The 25,010-nt window shown below is 61.7% G+C and carries 19 protein-coding genes and 1 pseudogene; 8 read left to right on the forward strand and 12 right to left on the reverse strand.

Annotation, left to right across the window (positions count from 1 at the left end; translation table 11 throughout):
- Window positions 1–4 precede the first annotated feature (4 nt).
- The 7 genes and pseudogenes from BFD71_RS04375 to BFD71_RS42005 form a co-directional block, all read right to left on the reverse strand.
- On the reverse strand, window positions 5–6,049 hold the full coding sequence (locus BFD71_RS04375) for a HAMP domain-containing protein (protein ID WP_083245050.1): 6,045 nt from the start codon (window positions 6,047–6,049) through the stop codon (window positions 5–7).
- A gap of 375 nt (window positions 6,050–6,424) precedes the next feature.
- Window positions 6,425–6,898: a PRC-barrel domain-containing protein gene (locus tag BFD71_RS04380; RefSeq protein ID WP_069262064.1), complete on the reverse strand. Its 474-nt coding sequence runs from the start codon at window positions 6,896–6,898 to the stop codon at window positions 6,425–6,427.
- Between the two features lie 157 nt (window positions 6,899–7,055).
- A complete protein-coding gene (locus tag BFD71_RS41290; RefSeq protein ID WP_176732823.1) occupies window positions 7,056–7,367 on the reverse strand; it encodes a hypothetical protein in 312 nt (103 codons plus the stop codon).
- The gene (locus BFD71_RS04390; RefSeq protein ID WP_069262066.1) at window positions 7,364–7,738 is read right to left on the reverse strand and encodes a hypothetical protein; all 375 of its coding nucleotides are present in this window, start codon (window positions 7,736–7,738) and stop codon (window positions 7,364–7,366) included. Before BFD71_RS04390 ends, BFD71_RS41290 begins: the two co-directional genes overlap by 4 nt.
- Before the next feature lie 53 nt (window positions 7,739–7,791).
- Complete coding sequence (locus BFD71_RS04395; protein ID WP_256094487.1) at window positions 7,792–8,055, reverse strand: glycine zipper domain-containing protein; 264 nt, start codon at window positions 8,053–8,055, stop codon at window positions 7,792–7,794.
- Window positions 8,056–8,214: 159 nt separating this feature from the next.
- Entirely contained in the window at window positions 8,215–9,261 is a 1,047-nt protein-coding gene (locus BFD71_RS04400) for an NRAMP family divalent metal transporter (RefSeq protein ID WP_256094488.1), read from the reverse strand.
- A gap of 73 nt (window positions 9,262–9,334) precedes the next feature.
- A pseudogene (locus tag BFD71_RS42005) lies at window positions 9,335–9,607 on the reverse strand (hypothetical protein); the annotation flags it as partial.
- Between the two features lie 251 nt (window positions 9,608–9,858).
- Between BFD71_RS42005 and BFD71_RS04405 the strand changes: the two are divergent.
- The 3 genes from BFD71_RS04405 to BFD71_RS04415 all read left to right on the forward strand — a co-directional run bounded on the left by BFD71_RS04405 (window position 9,859) and on the right by BFD71_RS04415 (window position 13,982).
- Window positions 9,859–10,902, forward strand: a complete 1,044-nt coding sequence (locus BFD71_RS04405; RefSeq protein ID WP_141710569.1) for an acyl-CoA dehydrogenase — start codon at window positions 9,859–9,861, stop codon at window positions 10,900–10,902.
- Window positions 10,903–11,035: 133 nt separating this feature from the next.
- The gene (locus BFD71_RS04410; RefSeq protein ID WP_069262068.1) at window positions 11,036–11,611 is read left to right on the forward strand and encodes a pyridoxamine 5'-phosphate oxidase family protein; all 576 of its coding nucleotides are present in this window, start codon (window positions 11,036–11,038) and stop codon (window positions 11,609–11,611) included.
- Window positions 11,612–11,855: 244 nt separating this feature from the next.
- Window positions 11,856–13,982 carry a penicillin-binding protein 1A gene (locus BFD71_RS04415; RefSeq protein ID WP_083245051.1) on the forward strand — a complete coding sequence of 709 codons (2,127 nt, stop codon included), beginning with the start codon at window positions 11,856–11,858 and terminating at the stop codon, window positions 13,980–13,982.
- A gap of 157 nt (window positions 13,983–14,139) precedes the next feature.
- On the opposite strand, the gene phaP is transcribed toward BFD71_RS04415, so the two are convergent.
- Together phaP and BFD71_RS04425 are read right to left on the reverse strand one after the other, a co-directional pair.
- Entirely contained in the window at window positions 14,140–14,673 is a 534-nt protein-coding gene (gene phaP, locus BFD71_RS04420; RefSeq protein ID WP_083245052.1) for a TIGR01841 family phasin, read from the reverse strand.
- A 129-nt stretch (window positions 14,674–14,802) separates the two neighbouring features.
- Window positions 14,803–15,000: a hypothetical protein gene (locus BFD71_RS04425; RefSeq protein WP_069262071.1), complete on the reverse strand. Its 198-nt coding sequence runs from the start codon at window positions 14,998–15,000 to the stop codon at window positions 14,803–14,805.
- Window positions 15,001–15,370: 370 nt separating this feature from the next.
- Between BFD71_RS04425 and BFD71_RS04430 the strand changes: the two genes are divergently transcribed.
- The 5 genes from BFD71_RS04430 to BFD71_RS38885 all read left to right on the forward strand — a co-directional run bounded on the left by BFD71_RS04430 (window position 15,371) and on the right by BFD71_RS38885 (window position 18,975).
- Window positions 15,371–15,598, forward strand: a complete 228-nt coding sequence (locus tag BFD71_RS04430; protein WP_069262072.1) for a hypothetical protein — start codon at window positions 15,371–15,373, stop codon at window positions 15,596–15,598.
- A gap of 430 nt (window positions 15,599–16,028) precedes the next feature.
- Window positions 16,029–16,733 carry a phosphate signaling complex protein PhoU gene (gene phoU / locus BFD71_RS04435; RefSeq protein ID WP_069262412.1) on the forward strand — a complete coding sequence of 235 codons (705 nt, stop codon included), beginning with the start codon at window positions 16,029–16,031 and terminating at the stop codon, window positions 16,731–16,733.
- Between the two features lie 94 nt (window positions 16,734–16,827).
- The gene (locus tag BFD71_RS04440) at window positions 16,828–17,484 is read left to right on the forward strand and encodes a hypothetical protein (RefSeq protein WP_069262073.1); all 657 of its coding nucleotides are present in this window, start codon (window positions 16,828–16,830) and stop codon (window positions 17,482–17,484) included.
- Between the two features lie 100 nt (window positions 17,485–17,584).
- Entirely contained in the window at window positions 17,585–18,274 is a 690-nt protein-coding gene (locus tag BFD71_RS40300; protein WP_141710570.1) for a hypothetical protein, read from the forward strand.
- 536 nt (window positions 18,275–18,810) lie between these two features.
- Window positions 18,811–18,975: an FmdB family zinc ribbon protein gene (locus BFD71_RS38885; protein ID WP_083245053.1), complete on the forward strand. Its 165-nt coding sequence runs from the start codon at window positions 18,811–18,813 to the stop codon at window positions 18,973–18,975.
- A 15-nt stretch (window positions 18,976–18,990) separates the two neighbouring features.
- Here BFD71_RS38885 and BFD71_RS04450 read toward each other — a convergent pair whose 3' ends face one another.
- From BFD71_RS04450 to BFD71_RS04460, 3 genes are read right to left on the reverse strand one after another with little or no spacing between them, the layout of a single operon-like run.
- Window positions 18,991–22,044, reverse strand: a complete 3,054-nt coding sequence (locus tag BFD71_RS04450) for an efflux RND transporter permease subunit (protein ID WP_069262075.1) — start codon at window positions 22,042–22,044, stop codon at window positions 18,991–18,993.
- An 11-nt stretch (window positions 22,045–22,055) separates the two neighbouring features.
- Window positions 22,056–23,207 (reverse strand): efflux RND transporter periplasmic adaptor subunit, encoded by a 1,152-nt coding sequence (locus BFD71_RS04455; protein WP_069262413.1) that lies wholly within the window; start codon window positions 23,205–23,207, stop codon window positions 22,056–22,058.
- A gap of 37 nt (window positions 23,208–23,244) precedes the next feature.
- Window positions 23,245–24,822: an efflux transporter outer membrane subunit gene (locus BFD71_RS04460; RefSeq protein ID WP_069262076.1), complete on the reverse strand. Its 1,578-nt coding sequence runs from the start codon at window positions 24,820–24,822 to the stop codon at window positions 23,245–23,247.
- Window positions 24,823–25,010 lie beyond the last annotated feature (188 nt).

A 25,010-nucleotide genomic window follows, 5' to 3' on the forward strand; every position in this document is an offset into this window, starting at 1 on the left:
GTTCCTACGCATGAAGCCACGCGTTGAGGACGGCAAGCAGATCGGCGCGGTCCACGGGCTTTGAGAGGTAGTCCCACGCGCCTGCGGCGATGCACCGTTCGCGGTCGCCTTTCATTGCCTTGGCGGTTACGGCAACGATCGGCAAGGTTCGACCGGCAGACAGCTTGCGGATCTCGCGAATCGTCATGAGGCCATCCATCTCGGGCATCATGATATCCATCAGCACGGCGTCGATTGCAGGGTCAGTTGCGACCAGACGGATCGCGTCGCGTCCATTGTCGGCCCAGACGTGACGCATGCCGTAGTCTTCGACAACGGTCGCGAGAGCGAAGATGTTGCGCATGTCATCGTCGACGATCAGCACCTTCTTGCCTGTTAGCGCGATTTCCGACTCCCGCAAGCTCTCCAGTTCCGCCTGCGCCTGCTTGCCGAGTCGACCGGAGCCGACATGCATCGCGGCGACTGTCGTATCGAGCAGATGCGCCGGTGTAGAGACCGGCATGACGACGTACCGCTCGGCCGCGCCCAGCCAACGCGCCGGTAACGCTCCCCGTTCCCCGATCAGGACCACCGGCAGCGGCGAAAAAGCTGTACGCCCGGGCAGCGCCTCGTGCAGTTCGTCGGGCGACATGCTACTCAATCCGTCGACGTCCATGACCAGCGCGTCCACCGACTGTGAAGCGAGGCACCTAAACGTTTCGTGACCGGGCACGGCCAACTGCAACGCGATGCGCTCGCCTGCCAGACGCTGAATAAGCGTTTCGCGCTGCGGCGTTGGCGCTAGCGTAACCAGTACCCGGCGAGCATCGGTTTCCACGTATTTCATCAGCCGGCCCAACGCTTCGTCCAATTGCTCGCGCGACTGGATCGGCTTGGGCAGAAAGCCGAAAGCGCCCGAACTGAACGCGCGCTCGCGTGACTCGTCTGTGGAGACCACGCAAACCGGTACATGACGCGTCGTCAGATCGTGCTTCAAGCGGGACAAAACGCGCCACCCTTCCATATCGGGCAGAAACAGGTCCAAGGTAACGGCAGCGGGCTTGAACTGGTCCGCAAGCGTCAACGCCACGGAACCCAATGACGTCACGAGCCCTTTGAAGCCCTTTTCACGCGCCGCGTCAAGCAGAAAGCCCGCAAACGGGCGATCGTTCTCGACGATCAGCAGCACACGATCGCCCCGCGCGATGTTGCTTCGATCGTCTTGCGCTTCATCAGCGAAGCTTGCGACTTCTTCCACTACGGCGGTTACAGGTTCACGCACCGCGGGGCCAGTGACCGACTCCAACCGCGCTCGAGAATTCAATACGGCTACCGAACCGCGTGGCTCGTCATGGGTGGCCGTCCTGCGCAGCGCCTTGCCGGGTTCGTTGCCGTACGGGAGATACAGGGTGAAAGTGCTGCCCTTGTTTGGCGAACTGATGAGCCTGATTTCCCCTCCCAGCAGCTTGGACAGTTCGCGACTGATTGCAAGACCAAGGCCGGTACCCCCGTACTTGCGGCTCGTGCTGCCGTCGGCCTGCTGGAATGCCTCAAAGATAATTTGCTGTTTCTCCGCCGAGATACCAATGCCGGTGTCGGACACGGAAAACGCAATGACCTGGTGCGCACGATTCAGGCTCTCGTTATCCGCTGTCCAGCCGTCGAAGGCCTCTTCGATCGATAACGTGACATGCCCTTCGTGGGTGAACTTGAACGCGTTGGAAAGCAGGTTCTTGAGGATCTGCTGAAGGCGCTTCGGATCGGTATGGAGGGACGCGGGAAGTTGTGCTTCCGTGTGAATCATGAAGTCGACCTTGCGGGCTTCGGCCACATGACGGAACGTGCGTTCAACGTATACGGTGAGATCCTCAATTCGATGCTCGGTGATGTCCACGACTACCGTGCCCGACTCGATCTTCGAAAGATCGAGGATGTCGTTAATGAGCATCAACAGATCGTTACCCGACGAATGAATCGCTTTCGCGAAATCGACCTGTTTCGGCGAGAGGTTGCCGTCCGCGTTCTTGCACAGGTTGTCTGAGAGAATCAGCAGACTGTTCAGCGGTGTGCGCAGTTCGTGAGACATATTGGCGAGAAACTCGGACTTGTACTTCGAGGTCAACGCCAGTTGTGTTGCCTTTTCTTCGAGCGCCTGTCGCGCCTGCTCGACTTCGGCGTTCTTGCGTTCGACCTCTTCGTTCTGGTGCGCAAGGAGGTGCGCTTTCTCCTGCAACTGCTGGTTGGTCTGCTCGAGTTCCTCCTGCCGGCTCTGCAACTCGTTGGCTAGCGTCTGGGACTGTTTCAACAGGTCCTCGGTGCGGGAATTTGCCTCGATCGTGTTGATCACGATGCCGATACTCTCCGTCAACTGATCGAGAAACGCCTGGTGCGTGGGATTGAGCCGCTCAACCGATGCGAGTTCGATGACACCCTTGACCTTCGCCTCGAACACGACGGGCAGAACGAGCACGTTGTGAGGCGTTGCGTCAAGGAGTCCGGACATAATACGGAAGGGCTCGGTTGCGGGCGACTCAAGCAGAATCTTGCGTCTTTCGACTGCGCACTGGCCGATCAATCCCTCGCCGAGATGAATCTGCTTGCCGTGCGTAGCGTGCCCGCCCGAAGCGTAGCTCGCGGTAAGACGAAGGGATGCCGGGCTGGAAGCGGTATCCAGCACATAAAATTCGGCGCGTTGCACGCCAACTACCGGGGCGAGTTCGGAAAGAATCAGCTCGCCGACCGCAACGAGATCTTTCTGGCCCTGCAACATCCGGCTGAATTTGGCGAGATTGGTTTTCAGCCAGTCCTGCTCCGTATTGACCTGGGTAGTGTCCTTCAGGTTACGGATCATTTCGTTGATCGTGTCTTTGAGCGCTGCAACCTCACCCTGGGCCTCAACGGTGATGGAGCGTGTCAGATCGCCTTGGGTCACCGCGGTCGCGACTTCGGCAATCGCGCGCACCTGGGTGGTCAGGTTTGCGGCGAGCTGGTTCACGTTTTCGGTAAGCCCCTTCCACGTTCCCGAGGCGCCTGGCACCTTGGCCTGCCCACCCAGCTTGCCCTCGACGCCCACCTCGCGAGCCACCGTGGTCACCTGGTCCGCGAAGGTTGCCAGCGTGTCGGTCATGCTGTTGATGGTGTCGGCGAGCGCTGCGATCTCGCCTTTTGCTTCGACGGTCAGCTTGCGATCGAGATCGCCGTCCGCCACAGCCGTCACTACCCTGGCAATGCCGCGCACCTGGCTCGTCAGATTGCCGGCCATGAAGTTCACGTTGTCGGTCAGATCCTTCCAGGTCCCGGCCACCCCTTGCACATCGGCCTGACCACCGAGCTTGCCTTCAGTGCCGACCTCCCGGGCTACACGGGTCACCTCGGAGGCAAACGAACGCAACTGGTCGACCATCGTATTGATGGTATTTTTGAGCTCGAGGATCTCGCCTTTCACATCGACCGTGATTTTCTTCGAGAGATCGCCGGCTGCCACTGCCTTGGTCACATCCGCGATATTGCGTACCTGGCTCGTGAGGTTGCCCGCCATGAAGTTCACGTTGTCGGTCAGGTCTTTCCACGTTCCTGCCACGCCCCGCACATCGGCCTGGCCGCCGAGCTTGCCGAGCGTGCCGACTTCGCGCGCCACCCGCGTGACTTCAGAGGCGAATGAGCCGAGCTGGTCGACCATGGTGTTGATGGTGTTTTTCAGTTCGAGGATTTCGCCCTTCACGTCCACCGTGATTTTCTTTGACAAGTCACCGGCAGCCACAGCCTTGGTCACGTCCGCAATGTTGCGCACCTGGCTCGTGAGATTCCCCGCCATGAAATTGACGTTGTCGGTCAGATCCTTCCAGGTGCCGGCAACGCCCTGCACGTCGGCCTGCCCGCCGAGCTTGCCTTCCGTGCCCACCTCGCGGGCCACGCGCGTAACCTCCGAGGCAAACGAGCGGAGCTGGTCCACCATCGTATTGATGGTGTCCTTCAGTTCCAGAATCTCGCCTTTTACGTCAACGGTGATCTTCTTTGACAAGTCACCCGCCGCGACTGCCGTCGTGACGTCCGCGATGTTGCGAACCTGTGCGGTCAGGTTGCTGCCCATCGAATTGACCGAGTCGGTCAGGTCCTTCCATGTGCCCGCTACGCCCTGCACATTCGCCTGGCCGCCGAGTTTGCCATCGGTGCCCACCTCGCGCGCCACCCGGGTGACTTCGGATGCGAAAGAGCCGAGCTGGTCCACCATGGTATTGATGGTGTTCTTGAGTTCCAGGATCTCGCCTTTCACGTCCACGGTAATCTTCTTTGAAAGATCCCCGGCCGCAACGGCTGTGGTCACTTCGGCGATATTGCGCACCTGCGCGGTGAGATTGCTGCCCATTGAATTGACCGAGTCGGTCAAATCCTTCCACGTGCCGGCCACGCCCTGCACGTCCGCCTGGCCGCCGAGCTTGCCTTCCGTGCCGACTTCGCGGGCAACTCGCGTCACCTCGGAAGCAAACGAACGCAACTGATCCACCATCGTATTGATGGTGTTTTTCAGTTCCAGGATTTCGCCCTTTACGTCGACGGTGATCTTTTTCGACAGATCGCCCGCGGCGACGGCGGTGGTCACCCCGGCAATGTTGCGCACCTGCGCGGTGAGGTTGCTACCCATCGAATTGACCGAGTCGGTCAGATCCTTCCACGTGCCGGCCACGCCCTGCACGTCGGCCTGGCCACCGAGCTTGCCTTCGGTGCCCACTTCGCGGGCCACACGGGTCACCTCCGAGGCAAACGACCGCAACTGATCCACCATCGTGTTGATGGTGTTCTTCAGCTCGAGAATCTCCCCTTTCACATCAACCGTAATCTTCTTGGAAAGATCGCCGGCAGCGACGGCCTTCGTGACCTCCGCGATATTGCGAACCTGACTCGTCAGGTTGCCTGCCATGAAGTTGACATTGTCGGTGAGATCCTTCCATGTGCCGGCAACCCCCTGGACATCCGCCTGTCCACCGAGCCGGCCTTCCGTGCCGACTTCGCGGGCGACCCGTGTCACTTCCGAAGCGAATGAGCGAAGCTGGTCCACCATCGTGTTGATGGCGTTCTTCAGTTCGAGAATTTCGCCTTTCACGTCGACCGTGATTTTCTTCGAAAGATCGCCGGCGGCGACAGCCATGGTCACTTCCGCGATATTGCGCACCTGGCTGGTCAGGTTGCCGGCCATGGAGTTGACGGAGTCGGTCAAGTCCTTCCAGGTTCCTGCAACACCCTGGACGTCGGCCTGGCCACCGAGCTTGCCTTCGGTGCCCACTTCGCGCGCCACACGTGTGACTTCGGCCGCGAAGGTGCCCAGCTGATCAACCATGGTGTTGATCGTGCGTGCCGTGCGGAGAAATTCGCCCTGCAATGCGCGGCCATCGGCTTCGAACGCCATGTTTTTGGAGAGGTCGCCCTGGGCCACCGCGCCGATTACGCGAGCGACCTCACTCGTGGGGTGTACCAGATCGCCGATCAGCGAGTTAATGGCATCCACCGAGTCGCGCCAGAACCCGCGGGCAGCCGGCAACGCGGCACGTTCGTTGAGACGCCCTTCTTTTCCGACGACCCGGCTCAGACGCGCGAGCTCTTCCGACATGCGTACGTTCTGGTCGACGAGTTCATTGAACACCTGGGCCAACCTGCCGTGCAGACCCGACCAATCGGGCGGCAGTTCCGCCGTTTCGCCGTCCTTAAGCGCACTCAGCGCGAGAAGCACTGTTTTCGCACGGTCCGTGTCAGGTTCGCCTCGCAGGATGATTGCATTGATATTGGCGGCGTGATCGAGCCAGAAGCCTTCGAGTGCTTCGGCGGACAGGCGCCTTCCGATATCGCCGGGTGTGCGCACAGTCAGATCGCTCGCCACATCCCGCAGCTGGACAGACATCCTGCCGCATTGCGCGGCAAGCAGGTTGTATTCGGCCGCAACTTCACCGTACAGGCCCTCCCAGTCGTCCGGCAATCGCGCTGCGGCGTCGCCGCGCCGGAAAGCGCCCAACGTACGAGCGATTCGCCCAAGGTTGTTTTCCTCCGCCACCGTCGTCATAACCGTAGGAGCGTCCATTTTCACCTCGTGGCCGGGAAAGCCGAGCGGAACCCGATGCAGCCGAGTCATCTGTTTTGTTCTAGTCGATGCAATGCGCCGACGCGCTGAGGCGGTAGTCAGCCTGGCAAAAGTCGGAGAACCGGTATTGATGCTGCATGAAGCGCGGTGGATGGGGAGCAAGAAACGCGCCCGTATCTTTCATTTAGCAAACACCGTAAATGGCGGTCGGCGCGGCGCCGGTCAGGGTATTGACCAGCGAACACCGCCTTTGCAAAAAAAATGGCACCGGCCGCTAAAAGCCGATGCCCCATTTGCCGCTCTGGAGGAAGTTTTACAGCAGCTCCGTTCAGGCTCACCCGTGGGACTATTCGTCCCACGGAGGTCGGGTTGCTCTCACAAGTCCGTCGGGTTATTCATTCCGGGATCACGTCCCGGAAGCTCCCCAGTCGCCAGCCAGTATGGACGGCGGTTGTAGTAGTCATGCAGTTGCGTCCCCCACGTCGAATCAGCCATCGATGGCCAGTGATCCTTATCGAATCCGGGATCGTCCTTGATTCGTTGAGCCTGGATGTCGACACGGAAGCACTTCTCATTGGTGTCCAGCGTTAGTGCGTTCCACGGAATGGCGTGAAGCGTATTACCCATGCCGAGGAATCCGCCCTCAGCCAGGACTGCGTACGCGACGCGCCCGCTACGTACATCGAGCATGATGTCGGAGATCTTGCCGACGTGTTCACCGTCAGCAGAAATCACCTTGTCGCCGTCGAGCGTGGCCGCGGCCATGATTTCGGGCCCCGGGCCTTCGCCGACGCCCCCGCCGACGATCTGTGCGCCAGTGCCCCCTGCCTGGGGATCAAGGATAGTCATGTTGCGCTCCTTTCGGTTAAGAGTTGCGCTCGCTCTAGCGCACGCCGCGTGCCACGCTGCCGTTCGCACATGAATTTAACCCGCGTCTCATTGTCGTGGCGCAATGGGTCGAGCTTCGCGTCGAGCAACACATGATCGTCGCCGAAGTGCGGTCCGCTCAGCGTGCAAGACGCAACCGGACATTGCGCACGATCCAGCCAGCCAGACCGGTGCGCATCACGACGGGCAAGACGCGTCTCGGGCCGATAAGCAGTGCGCCCAGCGTGAAGCATCCGAGCATGGCGAGGAGCGGCGCGGCGGACACCGGGCGGCCGACGCTCGCCAGGCTACGCGAATGTGCACGGGCGGCAGCGTGCCCGGCTGCCCGCGAGCGAACGTTGGCCGCAAGCAATCGCACGCGCGTCAATTCCATATGAGTAAGCAGGACGGCTTCAGATGCCTGACGATTCAATCGGGAGCGATGACTCATTTAAGCGCCTCGTTGAGCGTTTCAAGGTCCGCTTGCAATTCGCTCTTGAGTACCGCGAACGAACGCGCCGGCTTTTGTGCGCGCAATACCAGCAATGCGGTGATCGAGGCGAATAGCCAGAGCACCGCTATGCTCCACACGACAGTGAGGAAATAGCGTGTATTCCACGCGGATGCGATCAGCGCGACGCAGAAAAATGAGAGCGTGAATAACCCACTTACGGCGAGAGCCACGAGCGCGAGGATTTCGCGCGTCATGGATGTGCGTGCCTCGGACAGTTCGAGTGACAGCAGTTGCCCATAGTCCGTTGTGCGGACCGCGAGAAATCGCAACACGTTGTGCCAGCGGTCGAGCTTCGCGTGAATTGTCATGGTCCACCTCGCACATGCGGCGTGCCGGCAACATCCGTCAGGTTCAGGTCCGCTTATTCGCGGCGCGCTCCCCATAACGCTCCGAGCGCGAAGCCGATGCCCACGGCGATACCCACGGTCGCCAGGGGATTGTCCGCAATCGTCTCGCGCGTCACGACCGCCGCGTCGGTCGCCAGCTGTTGTGACTTGCCGCATAGCGCCTTTGCCTTGCCCGACAATCTGGTACTCGCGTCGCCCAGCATTTCGCCGACCGCCTCTTGCGCGTCGCCCGCAAGTTCACGGACCCTGCCTTCGGTTTTCGTGGTTCCCATTTTCATGTCTCTCTCCCAGTCAGCCTGCCTGCACAATGCGCGAAACCGCGCAAATCGCTATCGACAAGAGCCCATGCGCAACGGGCGTGCCAACCACGCGAGCGCCGCTGCCGGGCTTCGCAGCCCTCCTGCCGACGCAGACGAGCGCCTCTGCGCCATGCACAGCTAGGGAAGCTGAAGGACGACATGAGCGGCCAGGGCCGCGCAGGTAGTGATGGTTGCAAGCCAGCACAAGGCGCGCGTGAACCAGTGCGCTTTCATCTCGCCCACCGCTTCACGCCGGGCACTCAGGAGCACGAGCAGGATCAACACCGGCGACACTGTCATCCCGTTGGTCAGCGCACTCCAGTAGCAGGCCCGGAGCGGATCGACGCCGAATGCGCCAAACAGCAGTGCGACGATAGTGCTCACCGCCATAAGCAACACCAGGATTGCAGCTATCCGGCGATCCCGCTGCGTGCCCCGCTGCCAGCCGAACGAACTGGCGGCGGCGTGCGCGGCCGAGCCGGCCAGCGGCGGGAGTGCGAGCAGCGCTGTGCCAAGCAGCGCGAGGCCGAGCAGCGGCTGCGCGTAGGCACCCGCGACCGGCGCGATCGCTTGCGCGGCCTCGCGAGTCGAGCCAGAGGGAGTGAGCGATGCATGGGTCGCGTGTAATGTCGCGGCCGCGGCGCAAAGGATGAGTGCTCCGCATACGTTGGACATCGAGGTGCGCACCAGTATGTCGCTTCGTATTTTCTTTAGCTGCTGCCGGACGTCTTTCTGCTGTACGCGGCTGCTGTCCTGAGTGCCGTCGTGCGAGCCCTCTTCGACTTCCTGCTCGGCTTGCGAGAACAGCAGATACGGGCTGACCGTGGTACCGAGCACCGCGAGCAGCATCCCCAGATAGTCTTCCGACCAGCTGATGTGCGGCACGAAAGCGCGCCACGCCAAAGTGCGCCACGGCACGTCCGCCACCAGCATGACGCCTGCATAACAGAACAGCGACAAAGCTAGCCACTTGAGGTAGTTTGCATAGCGCGCATAAGGCACCCACCACTGCAGCGCGAGCGACATGCCGGCAAAGAAAACCGTGAAGAGCGGGACCGATCCCCTGAATATCAACTGCGCGGCTTCGCCCATCGCCAGCATGTCGGCGGCCATGTTCACGGTATTGGCTCCGAGAAAACGGGCGACCGCCAGCAGAAACAACCAGCGGGAATAGTGTTCCCGCATGTTCTCGGTCAGGCCCTTGCCCCGTGACGGCCGCGACGCGCGCAGACACCATCTGCAGTGCCACCATCGACGGCCAGGAAAGCACGCAGACCCACAGGAGATCGAAGCCATACTGCGCGCCTGCCAGCGAATACGTCAGGATGCCGCCGGGATCGTTGTCGGTTGCGATCGTACCCAGGCCCGGTCCGATGTCCGCCGCCCAGCCGTGCGCCGGATTTTCCCTGCTTCGATTGTTTCGGTTCACGAGAAAGCGTCGCGACCGGTCGCGCTCGCCGGCTTTCATACCTTCCTGACTAGAGTGAAGTGACTCGTGCGGGACGCACGCGCCTGCTCGCGCAGGCGGCATTCCCGCGTTCGTGGCGGACCTGCATGACGCGGCACCGCGTTTGCTGTATCGCCATGGCACGCAAGCAATTTTTTCCGTCGGTGGTATATCGAGGCCTTCAGAACCGAGGAGTCAATCGCAATGGCAAGAGCGCCGAAGACACCAGGCAGCCGCGTCGCCGCCGGCAATGCCAGCATCGCGGTTGGCGCCCGCACCGCGCGCACGAATCCGGGGCTGTGATGGAGAGCGCGACTCCACGGCAGGTCCGTACGTTGTCTGGCGACGGCGGGTGCGGCCCGTTCGACTTTGCGGCACTGCTCGAAGGCTGCACGCTGCCACTCGACGCGCAGTCGCTCGCGGGCGCCGCACGCCAGCTCGTCGCCGTGGGCCCCGCGCTGCCGCTGCCGGGAGGCGGGCGCACGCTCGCGCGCTGGCAATTTCTCGCCGGGCTCGCCGGACAGGATCTCTCGCTCCTCAAGATCTACGAGGCGCATGCCGACGCACTCGCCATTCAGTCGGAGCTTGAAATGCCGTGCCTGCCGCATGTAGCGGTGCCCCGCAGATTGGAACCAGAAATATGGGGTGTATGGGCAGCCCGTTCTCCGCGCAACGAGCTGCGTTACGCCTCAAGCCGCAGCGGGCAGATCCTGCTTTCAGGCGTCAAGCCGTGGTGTTCAGGTGCGGCATTCGTCACGCACGCGCTGGTGACCTGCATCGATAGCGACGATCGCGATTGGCTCGCCGCACTGCCCATGGACCAACCAGGCGTGACGGTCACGGCACGTGGCTGGGAAGCCGTCGGCATGGCGGCGACGCAAAGCGTCGAAATCGATGTGCTCAACGCACACGCCACGCTCGTGGGTCCAGTGGACGGCTACTTGCGGCGTCCTGGCTTCTGGCACGGCGGCGCGGGCATCGCCGCGTGCTGGTACGGCGCGGCCGCGGCGCTGGCCGTCCGCCTGCGCGACGCGGCGAGACGCCGCGATGATCCGCACCTGAATGCGCATCTCGGAGCGGCCGACGCCGCGTTGAGCGCTGCGCGCGCCTTGCTGCGCGACGCCGCACATAAGATCGACTCCGCGCCACACGCCGACGCCATGGCGCTTGCGCTGCGTGCTCGCGCCGCTGCGGAAAGCGCCGTCGAGGCCACACTGCATGCCTGTGCGCGCGGCCTGGGCGCCGGCCCGCTGTGCCGCGACCGCTGGTTCGCTCGCATGGCAGCGGATCTGCCCGTGTTCGTCCGTCAGAGCCACGCGGAGCACGATCTCGCTGCGCTCGCGAAGCGAGCCGCGGCGGACGAAGACTGGACACTCTGAGCCTGCCTTGGCAACATGGAACGCCCTCTTTCGCACGCCGACCACTTCGATGCCCAGTTCGCCCATGATGCCGACCCGTGGCATCACCGCACGAGCCGGCACGAGGCGCGCAAACGCTGAAGGGGTCGCGCCGATGAACCTCGAACAAATCTACAACCGCATCTGGGATTGCCTCGCTGCCGCTGTACGTGAAGATAAACATCCCTTCAAGGTCATGCAGGCAGCAACCGTTAGCCTCGATGGTGCACCGAACGTCCGCACCGTGCTGCTTCGGAGTGCCATTGAACCGCAGAACGTGCTTACTTTTCATACCGACCTGCGCTCGCCGAAGATTGCCGAACTCAGACGGGAGCCGCGAATCGCGCTCGTCGGCGTCGACCCTGTTCACAACCTGCAGGTCCGCGTGTCCGGCGAAACCCGAATACTTTGCGACGGGCAGGCCCGGCTCGATGCGTGGAGGTCCAGTCCCGACCATGACCTGGTCGTCTACCGGACGCGCTTGCCGCCCGGGACTCCCATGATCCACGCTGATGATGCGCTCGATGAGACGCACGTTCCTGGACCGGGCGAAGGTTTGCGGCATTTCGGCGTCGTTGAGGTGCGCCCCACACGCCTGGACTGGCTGGACCTCTCGGCAGCGGACCTTCACCGACGCGCGCTGTATGTCCGTCGAGGCGATACCTGGGTCGATAGCTGGGTCGCCCCCTGAACGCGCCTCCCCTGAACGCGCGATACCGCCGACCTCGTGCCGCAGAATCGAAACAAGTGTAATCGTCTGTTAGCAGTACACCTGCAGAGCCATTTTTCTGCCGGAATACCGCCTGGGCTTTGGTACGATCCGGCGTTTCGTGTATGGCTCAACCACCGTGACTCACCCCTATGTGTCGCTCTTTCGTGAACGCTGCGCACGCTGGGCGAAATCCGGTCGGGCAGCTGCTGCCGGCGCCGGTGCAATGACCGCGCGCCTTATCGCTGCGACGTGGCACAGCATGCGCCATCCGACACGTCGCGGCATTGCACTGACAATTGCCGCTGTGCCTGCGCTGTCGCTCGCGTATACGCTGGCCCTTGTTCCATTCACACCCCGCCTCGGTGACATCCGCAAGGCACGCGTCGACCGTCCCGCGCTAATCCTCTCCGCCGACGGCACCGTGCTCGCGGAATTCAAGCCGGTCAATCGCGAGTGGGTCACGCTAAGCCAGATCTCACCGCATGTGGTGGATGCCCTGATCGCGACCGAGGACCGCCGCTTCTATCAGCATCACGGTATTGACCTGAGGCGCATTCCGTCGGCGGCATTGCGCACGTTTGCCGGGGCCCGGCAGGGTGGCTCCACCATCACGCAGCAACTGGCACGCAACCTGTATCCCGACGAAATCGGCCGCGCACCGACGTTGAGCCGCAAACTCAAGGAAGCGATCACGGCGCTCAAGATCGAATCTGTCTATAGCAAGGACCAGATCCTCGAGACGTACCTCAACACCGTGCCGTTCCTCTACAACGCCTACGGCGTCGAGATGGCCGCGCGCACCTACTTCGGAAAGCGCGCAGCAGACCTCGATGTCCTCGAGAGTGCAACGCTCGTTGGCATGCTGAAGGCGAATAGCACGTACAACCCCGTGCTCAATCCTGAGCGCGCACTGGAACGCCGCAATACGGTACTTGCGCAGATGTTGAAATACGGCAAGCTCAGTCCTCCTGAGTATGCCCGGCTGAACCGGCAACCGCTCAATGTCGATTTCGAACCGCAGGCCGAGCCCATTGGCACTGCACCGCATTTCGCAGTACAGCTGCGCAGGTGGTTGACCGCGTGGGCTGATCGCAACGGCTATAACATCTATTCGGACGGGCTCGTGGTGCACACCACAATCGACTCCCGACTTCAGGCAATGGCGACACAGGCCGTTGCCTGGCAGGCCGGCCAGCTGCAGTGGATCGCGAGCGGCACATGGAACGAGCGCACAGGCTGCTGGCCGGGGAACGAACTGTTCCAGTCCTTCATCAGACAGACAGCGGAGTACCGGACCGCACGGGACACCGGCCTTTCCGACCAGGCCGCAATCAGGAAACTTGCGCAGGATGCGGCGTTTGTGGATGCGCTCTGCCACAGCAAAACCCAGATTCAGGCCGGATTCGTCGCCATCGATCCACGCAATGGAGACATCAAGGCATGGGTCGGCAGCCGGGACTATCGCGACGAGCCGTTCGATCACGTGCAGCAGGCGCGCCGGCAACCCGGCTCCACCTTCAAGGCTTTTGTGTACGGTGCGGCATTTGCCGATGGTGCACAACCGGGTGACACGATCGTCGACCGCAACGTTGCCATTGCATTGAAGGGCAATGCGGTATGGCGGCCGACTGACCCCGAGCCCCCTACCGGCCGCCCGATGACACTGCGCAATGCGCTTGCCTTCTCACGCAATCGCGTGACTGCACAGCTCATGCAGCGGGAGGGACCGACAAAGGTTGCGGCGCTCGCGCGTGAAATGGGCGTGCGCGAAAGTCCCCTTGATGCCGTGCCCTCGCTTGCCCTGGGCACGAGCCCGGTCACGCTCAAGGAGATGGTCTCGGCGTATTGCACGATCGCGAACCGGGGAGCCTATGTCGAACCGCGCATGGTGACACGTATCGAGGATCGCAACGGCAACATGCTCGCCGAATTCCCTGCTGCACGACCGGAGCAGGCGCTGCCGGCCGCTGCTGCGCTCAAGCTGGTCGATGCGATGCGTGACGTCGTCAACCGCGGCACTGGCTCCGACATCAGGACGCGTTTCGGCATTCACGCCGACGTGGCCGGCAAAACCGGAACGACGCAGGACAACACGGATAGCTGGTTCATCCTGATCCATCCGCAACTGGTCGCCGGCGCGTGGGTGGGCTTCGACGACGCACGCGTGACATTGCGCAACGACTACTGGGGCGAAGGTGCGCATGGCGCATTGCCGATGGTGGGGGCTTTCTATGACATGGCACTGCGCGCGCGTGTCGTTGACGCGCACGCACAGCTTGCGCCTCTGAGCAATCCGTCGCACGCAGGTCATGCGCGCCCGCGCCATCATTTCCTCTTCTGGCGATTCTGATGCTCGCGAGCTATTTGGTCGATTGCGGACTGGCCAAGGCGTCGCCGTTGCGCCAGAACGAATAGATTGGCACTCACGTCGCCACGATGATCAAAGGCCCGACAGGCATGGATCGACACGCACCCCATGAGACCAACTCACGCCATGCCGGTCGCTGTTACTGCGCGCTCGCGCGCCTGGCACTCTTCGACGCGGCATTGGCGACCACGTTAAAGTTGCTTCGCGCGACTTCGACCGCCTGCTGCCCCGTATTCCCGAGCGTCTGGTAGAGCGTATTGGCCGCGGTAATCGCGGAGTTGAACGCAGCCACAGCCGCCTCTGAGCCCGCAGGCGCGTTTCTGGTCGCTTCCTCGACGAATGTCTGCGCCCGGCGCATACGTGCTTCGCCTTCCGCCCGTGCGACGCTGAGAAGTTCAGCGTGCGTCGACGACACGATCCCCAAAAGCTCGCGAGTGTAGGACTGAACCTTCTCAGCCATTGGCGCTCCGAGCGTGCCATGGAGCGCGATCCAGTCCTGTGGCTTTTCCACCGTGGTCTGCGACAACTCCGACGCCTCCTTGAGTGTCGCTCGTATGTATTGTGCGTTGAGTTCAGTGAGTTTGCCGATCCCATCGACCATCGTGCTGATCAGACCATAAACGGCGTCGAGATTGCCACGTTGAGCGCCTGCGACCAGTTCCTGGGTGTGCATGATCAATAGTCTCCTTAATGGGCGGAAATGCTGCGACCCCGCGCGTCGCCAGCGCGGAATGAAAAAAAATGGGGTGTTGATCGACCGGTCATCCCGCGCCCGGTTCGAAGCCGGGCGACCGGGTGCCTGTCAACGTTTTCGCGTCATGGCCTGAAGCAGGGATTCGCCTTCATCCGTCACGTGCGCGAAGCGTGCACCGGTTGCGAGGCTCTCGAGTGCTACGAGTTGTTGCTCGAGCAGCGTATCGAGTTCCTCGCGGCCCATGTCGATCTGGTCGGGCGATGACTTGACCAGCATGAGCGTCGCAAATTCGTGAGGGCTCAGCACTTGTGTCTCCTGGAATCCCGGACCGGCGGGTCTTTACCGCCGCATGTGTTGCCAGCCTGACCGACTTCAGATCGCGACCGCCTCCTTCGAGTCGCGTCTACCTGGCGAAGAAAAGCTTAAAGATGGCTTGTACGAGCATATTCAGGGCCGACCCGAAAGTACACGATGTATGGGTGTTCGTATGTGCATCTTTATGGACAGGCTTCCGAGGCGGGAGCGAGAGCGCCCCTCCGCTGCGGTCGGCGCCCTTCTCTTCAAAAGGAACATGCGTCGCATGCAAGGCGAAGTCACCTCCAACTCGCTGGGACGACTGGCGGCATGACATTTGCGCAGGCGCTTTTCATCACGCGACAAGCTACCGGAGCGAGCCATGCAATTCATGTTTCAGTCTTGCCTGATCAGCACGAGCGCAAGCATCGATGACGGGAGAATTGTGGCGAACGCGAGAATCTTCGTCCCGGCGTCAGACGGCTCATTCGAAGATGACGTCCATGACATCTGTCTGGACGACAACTTCATCGACGAGAACGAAGCGCTGAGCTATGCGCGCGAACGCGCAATGGGCTGGGTCGAAGAGCATTGCGTCAGTGAGATCTAGCGCCGCGGCTCAATCTTGCTGCCCGATGGCGTGACCCCACAACACGCAACCTTCGTATTCTTCTGCTGCATTGGCGGGTCACCCGTATGCCGCAGTACCGCCTGGAAGTTTAGCCACTTTTGGCCCCGGCAAGTCTGGCAATCTTATGCCTCGATGCCCATGTCATTCGTGCACAAGCTGCAGCTGTCCCACCTGGCGCGGCGCGTCGCCTTACCGATCGCACGCGCAAACAACCGTCAACCAACTCTCGCTACGACCTGCATTTGCCAGTCACGCCGTCGCGCCTCAGCGGCTAAGGCGATCCATAAGTCGTGGATTCCGGACAGGCATGCATGCAAGGACCGGACCTATCATGTCTGTCTGCGCTGCGTCCACGGGATGGTCCATTTGATTGGCAGTTCCGCGCGCGTGGCTCATCAAGGGGACGATGATGCCGGAAAAACATCTATCCAGCGGTTTTGACGCTGACCTCACCCTGGCTTCGACGAGGCTCCTTGAGATGGGCGGCCTCGTAGAGTTGCAGATCGCTCGCGCCCTTTCGTTACTGCATGCGTTCGACCCCGACGTCGTCTACGCGGTGCTCGAGAGCGAGCAACGACTGAATCTGATGGAGCTGGAAATCGATGAAGAGGTGAGTAACGTCATCGCTCGCAGACAGCCTGCAGCCCGCGATCTTCGACTTCTGCTGGCCATCTCGAAGTGCACCACCAATCTTGAGCGCGCTGGCGATGAAGCACGGAAGGTGGCCAAGCGCATCCGTCGCATCCAGGCCAATAGCGAAGCTCCGGTCATCGGAATCGTCGAAATCAAAACCTCGGCAGAGATGGCCATGAGTCTCCTTCATGGAGCGCTGGATGCGTTCGCACGAATGGATAGTGCCGCAGCCGCGCATCTGGTGCGGGACGATGTGGCCATCGATAACGAGTTTCGGGCGTTTACGCGCGGACTGATTGCCGAAATGACGGCGGACCCGCGCGTCGTTTCGACTGGGCTCGATTACATGGTCATCGCCAAAGCCATAGAGCGCATTGGGGACCATGCTAAAAACATCGCCGAATTCGTCGTCTATGTCGTCAAAGGTACCGACGTGCGGCATGTACCTGCGGCTCAACTCGAGCATGAGGCCAGCAGCTGAGCGGCTGCCAGGCCTTCTTGAACCGTGGGCGACTTCACCACGGCGCATTTTTTCGGACACAATGGACCCTCAACGTTGCGCAACGCGGGCAAACATGGTCACAGACACATTTCTGCCTGATTCGATGGAACCGCAGGTACTTCTGGACGGCGCACCAGCGCAGGCAGACTACTTTCTGCTCTCGACGCTATGGGGCCCCGAGGGAACTCTTATCCCCGTATTTCAGGTACTCGGCTGGATGGAAATCCTGCGCCATCGCGGTGCCGATTTCGCATCGCACGCCGCCGTGTGTCAGTACTGGCTCTACGAACACGTGCCAGACGTACCCGCATTGCTGCACGCGTGGAAATGGGAGCGGCTCGCCCGCAACACGGTCGCCCGAAGCGCCGTCGCCCTCGCCAGGCAACAGACGCTCGTCAGCCAGCTCCGGCGTCACCGCATTCAAGAGTCCACAGCTGTTGACACGCTCGATTCAATGCAGAAGGCTTTCGGGGTCTTCTGCGAAATCTGGGCGATGCACGCCAAAACCCTCGATGGTTTACTGGGGCACACTGACGAACGGGACCCGCCCTCGCAGCCCGGTGCCGTTCCTGTTCATGTGGCCGCTGAGTTCAACCCGGAATCGGCGCCCAGCGCCCGGCTGGAATATGGCGGCGGCCCGGAGACTAGCCCGGCGGGATGGATTTTCAATCCGTCATCGACTCCGAACCGTGACGATCGTTGCCCAGGGCATTGCGCGAGCGGCAGATAGCAACATTTCGTCTGCACAAATGCAACAAAGAACAATAATGAAAGGAATCTCCAACTCACGACGCCAGTTCTTCGTGTGTCATCGCGGTCGGGAGCCACTCGTGAAAGTCCGCAACGCGACGCCAACCCTCTCGTTGCTCACGAGGCACTCTTGCCATGCCGCACTGTTGCTCGGGTGTCTGACGAATCCGTGCACAGCGCAGCCGCCAGCAAGTCCACCCGGCACACCCACGGCTGACGCGCCGAGCTACAAGGTCGGTGATACGTGGACCTTTATATGGGGGCGAACCGGCTCCACGCCCGGCGTTCCTCTTGTTGTGACGGTAGTCGCGGTAACAGAGACGCAGACGACGATGTCGTCCTCGTGGAACGGTGGGCGCCAAAAGGAAAACCACTACGACAGTCAGGGCAACCTGACGCGGGATGGCAACGGAACAACGTATGAGCCTAGCAATGGAACCCTGAGTTTCCCAATGACTGTGGGAAAGAACTGGGACTTTCATCATGTCCGGCGTTTCACGATCGGAACCATTGATGTCAGCGGCCACGACGAGATCGTTGCGTTCGAGAGGATACAGGTACCCGCTGGTTCATTTGACGCCTACAAGATAGTCAGCCATGGGGTGAACGCCAGGCAGCTTGATCGCTTGTACGATGCGCCGTTCACCGAAACCTACTGGTACGCGCCAAGCGTTAAAAAGGTCATCAAGTCGGATTACGTGTTGTATCTCGATCACCAGGCGCTGCTGTCCCGTACTTCCGAACTAAGTGCTTATTCACTTGCGCCGTGACAGCGCTTGACGCAAGCGTTGGCCGTTCCTTTGAATGGTGCAAGCACTACATAACTCGCTATCACGGCTTCCGTTACGAGACAACGTTCGGGAGAGCGGCTGGGGTACGGCCCTGCTGCCCTGCCCTCGCAAACGCTTCATTTAGGCAACAGGAATAGACATACCATTGGGTCCCGTGAACGTGATCCCTGCTTCGAGCTCTGGCCGGAAGTGATCGCCGCGGTAACTTTCAGGGCGAATTCCGCCGCCTCGGCACTAGAATTCAGTGCATGGTCGCATTCCCGAAGGAGGCTGCCATGACTCAGTCAATGATCAGTTTTTGGGTTGGCCTTGTGGTTCTCGTTGTCGTTGCCATGGCCCTGTCCCGTCGCTACAGGCGCGAACACCAGGGAGAGAGCCTGAGCCAGTGGCTCGACACGCACCATATGAGCTGGATGCATCGCAAGCACTAGCTTGCGACCGGACCGACACCGGAGAGCGCGCCCATTTCCTGCACTGGAATGGGTTGTCGCCCGGTTTCTCGTTAGAGGAATACCATGCCGACTTACCAGTACCGGTGCGAGAAATGTGGTGAGATGTTCGAGCATGCCGAGCATCTTGCTGAACATCAATCCGCTCATCCGCCTTGCCCGAAGTGTGGCAGCGAGAAAGTTCAGCACATCCCCACACCATTCGTGGCGAAAACATCCAGAAAATCGTGAAATCTCTTCGGTTGCTCAGGTCTGCTCCGGATGCTCGCTGTCTCGATGGTGGTCCGCGGCGAGGAACATATACATGGCGGGCACGACGAACAGCGTAAACAGCGTGCCGATCGACATCCCCGTGAAGATCACGAGTCCCATTGCGTTGCGGCCGGCCGCACCCGCACCCGACGCGATCACGAGCGGCACGACGCCCAGCACCATCGCGGCTGTCGTCATCAGGATCGGCCGCAAGCGCACGCCAGCCGCTTCTTCGAGTGCCTCGCGCTTGCCGCGCCCCGCGCGTTGCAGTTCATTCGCGAACTGCACGATCAGAATGCCGTGCTTGCTCACGAGGCCCATCAGCGTGACGAGGCCCACCTGCGTGTAAATGTTGAGCGTGGTGAGTCCCACGTTGATGAAGATCAGCGCGCCGAACAGCGCCATCGGGACCGATACGAGAATCACGACCGGATCGCGAAAGCTCTCGAATTGAGCGGCGAGCGCGAGAAACACGATGATCGTCGCCAATAGCAGCGTGGTCACGAAGCCGCCGGACTCCTGCACGAACTGTCGCGACAGACCCGAATAATCGGCCGTGTATCCCGCCGGCGCGACGTCGGTCGTGGCCTTGCGCAGGAAGTCGAGCACTTCGCCCTGCGAGATGCCCGGCGCGAGCACGCCGGAAATCGTGGCCGAATTGAGTTGCTGGAAGTGATTGATCGACTCGGGCACAACGTTGCGCTGCAGATGCGTGACCGTCGATGCGGGTATCACGCTGCCATTGGCTGTGCGCAAGTAATAGTCGAGCACTTGCGACGGGTTCAGCCGGTCCGTTTGCAGCACCTGCGGAATCACCTTGTACGAGCGGCCAGCGATCGAAAAGTAGTTGACGAAGTTCCCGCCGAGCGCCGCGCCCAGCGTCTGCCCGACATCGCTTTGCGTCAGCCCGAGCGAAGCGACTTTGTCGCGGTCCACGAGCAACACGCTTTCGGGCTTGTCGATCTTCAGATCGCTGTCGACGAAGAAGAACATGCCGCTTGCGCGCGCCTTTTGCAGCACGGCTTGCGAGACTTCGTTGAGGTTCTCGAACGGCTCCGTCGTGCTGATGACGAATTGCACGGGCAATCCTTGCGCGCCCGGCAGGGGCGGAAACTGAAATGCGGCGACACGCGCGCCCGCGATGCCGTTCCACTTCTGCTGCAATTCCTGCTGTAATTGCGTCGCGCCCTTCTTGCGCTTGTCCCACGTCTTGAAGAGCACGCCGCCGATACCCTGGTTCAGCGTCGGTACGCCCGTGAGCTGGAACATCTGCGCGTATTCGGGCAACTGATTCGAGATGTCGAAGACCTGATCCGCGTAGGTCTGCATTTGCTGGATCGTCGCGTTCGGCGGCCCCTGGACCTGGGACAGAACGATGCCCTGGTCCTCCTGAGGTGCGAGTTCCGTTTGCGACGTCATGAAGAGATAGACGGTGCCGCACAGGAGCAGCGCGCCCATCACGACGAACACGGGCCACGTGTCGAGCATCGCATGCAACAGACGCCGGTAGCCGTGATGCACACGTTCGAACTGCCGGTCGACGAAGCGCGGGAAGCGCCCCGACTGCTGGTCCATGCGGAAAAAACGCGAGCACATCATCGGCGAAAGCGTCAGCGCGATCACGCCCGACACCGTGACGGCGCCCGCGAGCGTGAACGCGAACTCGGTGAACAGCGCGCCAGTCAGTCCGCCCTGAAAGCCGATGGGCACGTACACGGCGATCAGCACGACCGTCATCGCGAGAATCGGGCCGCCGAGTTCGCGCGCCGCGATCAGTGCGGCTTCGAAAGGCCGCCTGCCCTCCTCCTTCATATGCCGGTCGACGTTCTCGACCACGATGATCGCATCGTCGACGACGAGGCCGATGGCGAGCACGAGCGCAAGCAGTGTCAGCAGATTGATCGAATAGCCGAGCACCTGCATCACGAAGAACGTGCCGATCAGCGAGAGCGGCATCGCAATCACCGGCACGATCACCGCGCGCAGACTGCCGAGGAAAAGGAAGATCACGACCGTCACGATCAACAGCGCCTCGACGAGCGTCTTCACTACTTCCGTGATCGCCGTGTTGATGAAGTCGGTCGCGTCGTAGACGATGTCGCCCGTCATGCCCGTCGGGAACTGCCTCTGCAGATCCGGAAAGATCGTTTTCACGCGCTTCGCGACGTCGAGCACGTTCGCATCGGGCGCCACCTTGATGCCGATGAACACCGATCGCTTGCCGCTGAACGCGACGTTGAAGTCGTAATTGTCAGCACCGAGCACGACGTTTCCCACGTCTTCAAGGCGCACGATCGCGCCGTTCTTCTGCGTGACGACGAGTTTCTTGAAGTCCTCGACGGAATGCAGGTCGGTGCCCGCGTTGAGATCGACGCTTATCATCTGGCCTTTCGTTGTGCCAAGCGTCGCCAGATAGTTGTTGTTGCCGAGCGCCGTGAATACGTCAGCGGCCGTCACGTTGTGCGCGGCGAGCCTGCTCGAGTCGAGCCATGCGCGCAGCGCGAACTGACGGCCGCCGAGCACTTCCGCCGTCTGCACGCCCTGGACCGAATCGAGCTTCGGCTTCACGACGCGCAGCAGATAATCCGTAACGTTGTTGCTCGGCAGCACGTTGCTGTAAAAACCCATGTACATCGCGTCGGTGGTTTGACCCACTTGCACGGTCAGCACGGGCTGTTGCGCCTGCGGCGGCAACTGGTTGCGCACCGATGCGATCTGCGTGTTGATCTCCGTGAGCGCGCGGTTGGAGTCGTAGTTGAGGCGCAGCGTCGCGGTGATCGTCGAGACACCCGTGGTGCTCGTCGACGACATGTAGTCGATACCCTGTGCCTGTGCGATCGCGGCTTCGAGCGGTTGCGTGATGAAGCCCGCCATCGTGTCGGCGCTCGCGCCATAGTATGCGGTCGTGATCGTCACCACGCCGTTTTCGGTTTGCGGATACTCGCTGACCTTCAGCGCGGCAAGCGAGCGCAAGCCGAGCACGAGTATCAGCAGGCTCACCACCGATGCGAGGACCGGCCGTTCAATGAAGATGTCGGTGAATTTCATCGCGCGCTCTTCTATTGTTCCTGGGGCGTCGGGTTCGGGCTGTTCGCAGGCAGCACGCGGTTGTCGATCACGAGGGGCGTGCCGTTTTTCAGTTTCAGCTGGCCGCTCGTCACGACCTGCGTGCCTTCGCCGATGCCCTTGAGAATCGCAACCTGGTCGCCGCGCGTCGGCCCCGGCGTGACGAACACCTGCTGCGCGACGGGCATGACCTTGCCTTGTGCGTTCTTATGTTCGCCGGGCTTCACGATGAACACGGTCGCGCCATATGGGTTATAGGTAATCGCCGTTTGCGGCAAGGTCAGATAGCGCTGCGCGCCACCCGCATCGATCTTCACGTTCGCGTACATGCCGGGCAGCAGCTTGCGCTCGCGATTGTCGACGGTCGCCTCGATCTGGACGTTGCGCGTGGTGCTGTCCACACGCGGATTGATCGAGCGGATCTTGCCGTCGAACGTGCGGTTGCCGAACGCATCCGTATCGACGACGATGGTCTGGCCAACCTGCAATTGGCCGAGCTGCTGCTGCGGCAGAAAGAAGTCGGCGTAGATCGGGTCGATGGCTTGCAGCGTGACGATGGCGTCACCCGGATTGAGGTACTGGCCGGGGTTGACCGTCGTGATGCCGACGCGTCCCGCGAACGGCGCGCGTATCGTCTTCTTTACGACGAGGGCGGCCTGTTGCTCGACCTGGGCTCTCTTACTCTTGAGGTCGGCGGCGTCGGCGTCGAGCTGCGCCCTGGCAATCGCCTGGATGTCGAACTGCGCCTTGTCGCGCTTGTAGACCGTTTGCGCAAGGTCCGCCGCTGCCTGCAACGACGCGAGCTGCGCGCGGTCCGAATCGTCGTTCAGGCGCACGAGCACCTGGCCCGTCTTCACCTCCTGCCCCGAGTTGAACGCGATCTCGCGCACAAGCCCGGCCACTTCCGTCGTCACGTCGACGCCGCGCACCGCGCGCAGGCTGCCCACGGCGACAAGCTGCGGCTGCCATGTTTGATAGCCTGCAATAGCGGCCGTGACGGTGGCGGGCGGTGCGGCGTTGCTCGCCATGAACTTCTGGATCATGTGCGCCCTGAACAGATTGAAGCCGACCAGCGCGGCGAGCAGTATGCCCACGCAGATCAGCATGATGATCATCCGCTTTGCCATCGGCTTCTTCGTCGTCATCGTCATGTCCTGGCCGGGGTGGCCACTGCAAAAGGATTCATTTCGGCGCAGCCGGACTCGGCTGGGCTGCCTGGCTCGTCGCCGTGTCGTTCCACCAGCCGCCGCCGAGCGCCTGAAACAGCGCTGCCGTGTCTGCATAGCGCGCGGCCCGCGCCTGCGCGAGATTCACAACCGTCTGCTGGTATTGGCGCTGTGCATCGAGCAGCGCCAGATAGCTGACGCCGCCGATACGAAACTGACCGCGCGTCAGGTCGAGCGAATCGCTGGCAGCGCGCCATGCTTGCGTCTGCGCGCTCAGGCCGGTCGCATCGTGCTCCAGCGCGCGTAACGTATCGGCGACGTTCTGGAATGCGAGCAGCACCGTTTGGCGGTATTGCGCGTTGGCCTCGTCGAATGCCGCTTCTGCCGCGCGCTTTTGCGCACTCAACTGGCCGCCGTGAAAGATCGGCTGTGTGATGCCTGCGCCGATGCTCCAGATCATGTCGGCGTACTTAAGAAGGCCCGCGGGCGTCAGCGCCTCGGGGCCGTAACTCGCGGAGAGCGTGAGCTGCGGATACATGTTCGCCGTCGCCACGCCGACCTGGGCGCTCGCCTGATGCAGCGTGGCGTCGGCGGCGAGAATATCGGGGCGCTGCCGCACGAGCGAAGACGGCACGCTGACGGGCAACGTTTGCGGCAGCGTGAACATCGACATCCGGAACTCGGGCACGTCCGCATCGCTCGGCGGCTTGCCCGCCAGGACCGCGAGCTGATGACGCGTCTGGTCGAGCGACTGATGCAACGGCGGCAATGTCGCGCGCGTCTGCGCCACCAGCGTTTCCTGTGCAAGCACCGTTGCGCGGCTCACGCCGCCCAGTTCGAGCTGCTTGCGCATGATGCCGAGCTGCGCGTCTTCGTCGTCGGCGATGCGCGCGGTCGCTTCGATCTGCTCCCGCAGCGACGCTTCCTTGATGGCCGCCGTCACGATGTTCGCGGACAACGCGAGATACGCCGCTTGCAACTGAAAGCCCTGGTAATCGACCTGCGAGCGCAACGACTCGAGCTCGCGCCTTCCGCCGCCGAACACATCGAGGTTATACGACACGTTCACCGATGCGTTATAGAGGTTCAGCAGTTCCGTGAGCTGCGGCTCGCCGAACGTGACGCCGTTGAACTTCTCACGCGTGGCATTGGCCTTTGCATCGACTGACGGATAGAGCGTGGTGCCCATTTGCGCGCGAAGATTTTCGCCGGCCTGCCTGAGCGCCGCTTGCGCCGCGGCAACGTTGGGGCTGTTGGCGAGCGCCTCGCGTATCAGCGCGTCGAGCGGCTCGCAATGATAGAGCGTCCACCACTGTGCGGGAATGTCGAGGCCGGCCACGAACTGTTGCGGGACACCCGAAGCGCCCGGCGCCGAGGCCGTTTGATCGGGTAGCGGCGTGGACGTGTAGGTGCCGGTAGCGGGCGGCGCGGGCGTATGGTAATTGGGGCCAACCGTGCAGCCGGACAACGCGATCAGGACGATGCCCCATGCAGCACGCGTGAGCGTGTCGCCGGCTGCATGGCGGTGAGACGCACTGCGAGAATGCCAGTGCGACCGGCTGCGACTGAAACCGTGGTTGACGTCATCGATCATCGATCCACCTTGTTTCACTGCGCGCAAAACGAACGAAACGGCAGATGCAGAGTTTGAAATCATGCCACAACAAGTTGACGCGACCCGCGAACGGTTTTCCCACGGGACCCACGCCTCACCGCAGATGCCAGCTGAAATCGGGAATCACGAAGCTTTCGGATGACTGAAAGAGTTCCGAAAGCGGATTG

Source organism: Paraburkholderia nodosa (assembly GCF_001718195.1).
Lineage (GTDB): Bacteria > Pseudomonadota > Gammaproteobacteria > Burkholderiales > Burkholderiaceae > Paraburkholderia > Paraburkholderia nodosa_A.

Bases quoted from the DNA above. Each gene is read 5' to 3' on its own strand.
- BFD71_RS04375 (WP_083245050.1), bottom strand. From the start codon at position 6,049: ATGGACGCTCCTACGGTTATGACGACGGTGGCGGAGGAAAACAACCTT.
- BFD71_RS04380 (WP_069262064.1), bottom strand. From the start codon at position 6,898: ATGACTATCCTTGATCCCCAGGCAGGGGGCACTGGCGCACAGATCGTC.
- BFD71_RS41290 (WP_176732823.1), bottom strand. From the start codon at position 7,367: ATGAGTCATCGCTCCCGATTGAATCGTCAGGCATCTGAAGCCGTCCTG.
- BFD71_RS04390 (WP_069262066.1), bottom strand. From the start codon at position 7,738: ATGACAATTCACGCGAAGCTCGACCGCTGGCACAACGTGTTGCGATTT.
- BFD71_RS04395 (WP_256094487.1), bottom strand. From the start codon at position 8,055: ATGAAAATGGGAACCACGAAAACCGAAGGCAGGGTCCGTGAACTTGCG.
- BFD71_RS04400 (WP_256094488.1), bottom strand. From the start codon at position 9,261: ATGCGGGAACACTATTCCCGCTGGTTGTTTCTGCTGGCGGTCGCCCGT.
- BFD71_RS04410 (WP_069262068.1), top strand. From the start codon at position 11,036: ATGAACCTCGAACAAATCTACAACCGCATCTGGGATTGCCTCGCTGCC.
- BFD71_RS04415 (WP_083245051.1), top strand. From the start codon at position 11,856: ATGACCGCGCGCCTTATCGCTGCGACGTGGCACAGCATGCGCCATCCG.
- phaP (WP_083245052.1), bottom strand. From the start codon at position 14,673: ATGCACACCCAGGAACTGGTCGCAGGCGCTCAACGTGGCAATCTCGAC.
- BFD71_RS04430 (WP_069262072.1), top strand. From the start codon at position 15,371: ATGCAATTCATGTTTCAGTCTTGCCTGATCAGCACGAGCGCAAGCATC.
- phoU (WP_069262412.1), top strand. From the start codon at position 16,029: ATGCCGGAAAAACATCTATCCAGCGGTTTTGACGCTGACCTCACCCTG.
- BFD71_RS04440 (WP_069262073.1), top strand. From the start codon at position 16,828: ATGGTCACAGACACATTTCTGCCTGATTCGATGGAACCGCAGGTACTT.
- BFD71_RS38885 (WP_083245053.1), top strand. From the start codon at position 18,811: ATGCCGACTTACCAGTACCGGTGCGAGAAATGTGGTGAGATGTTCGAG.
- BFD71_RS04450 (WP_069262075.1), bottom strand. From the start codon at position 22,044: ATGAAATTCACCGACATCTTCATTGAACGGCCGGTCCTCGCATCGGTG.
- BFD71_RS04455 (WP_069262413.1), bottom strand. From the start codon at position 23,207: ATGACGACGAAGAAGCCGATGGCAAAGCGGATGATCATCATGCTGATC.
- BFD71_RS04460 (WP_069262076.1), bottom strand. From the start codon at position 24,822: ATGATCGATGACGTCAACCACGGTTTCAGTCGCAGCCGGTCGCACTGG.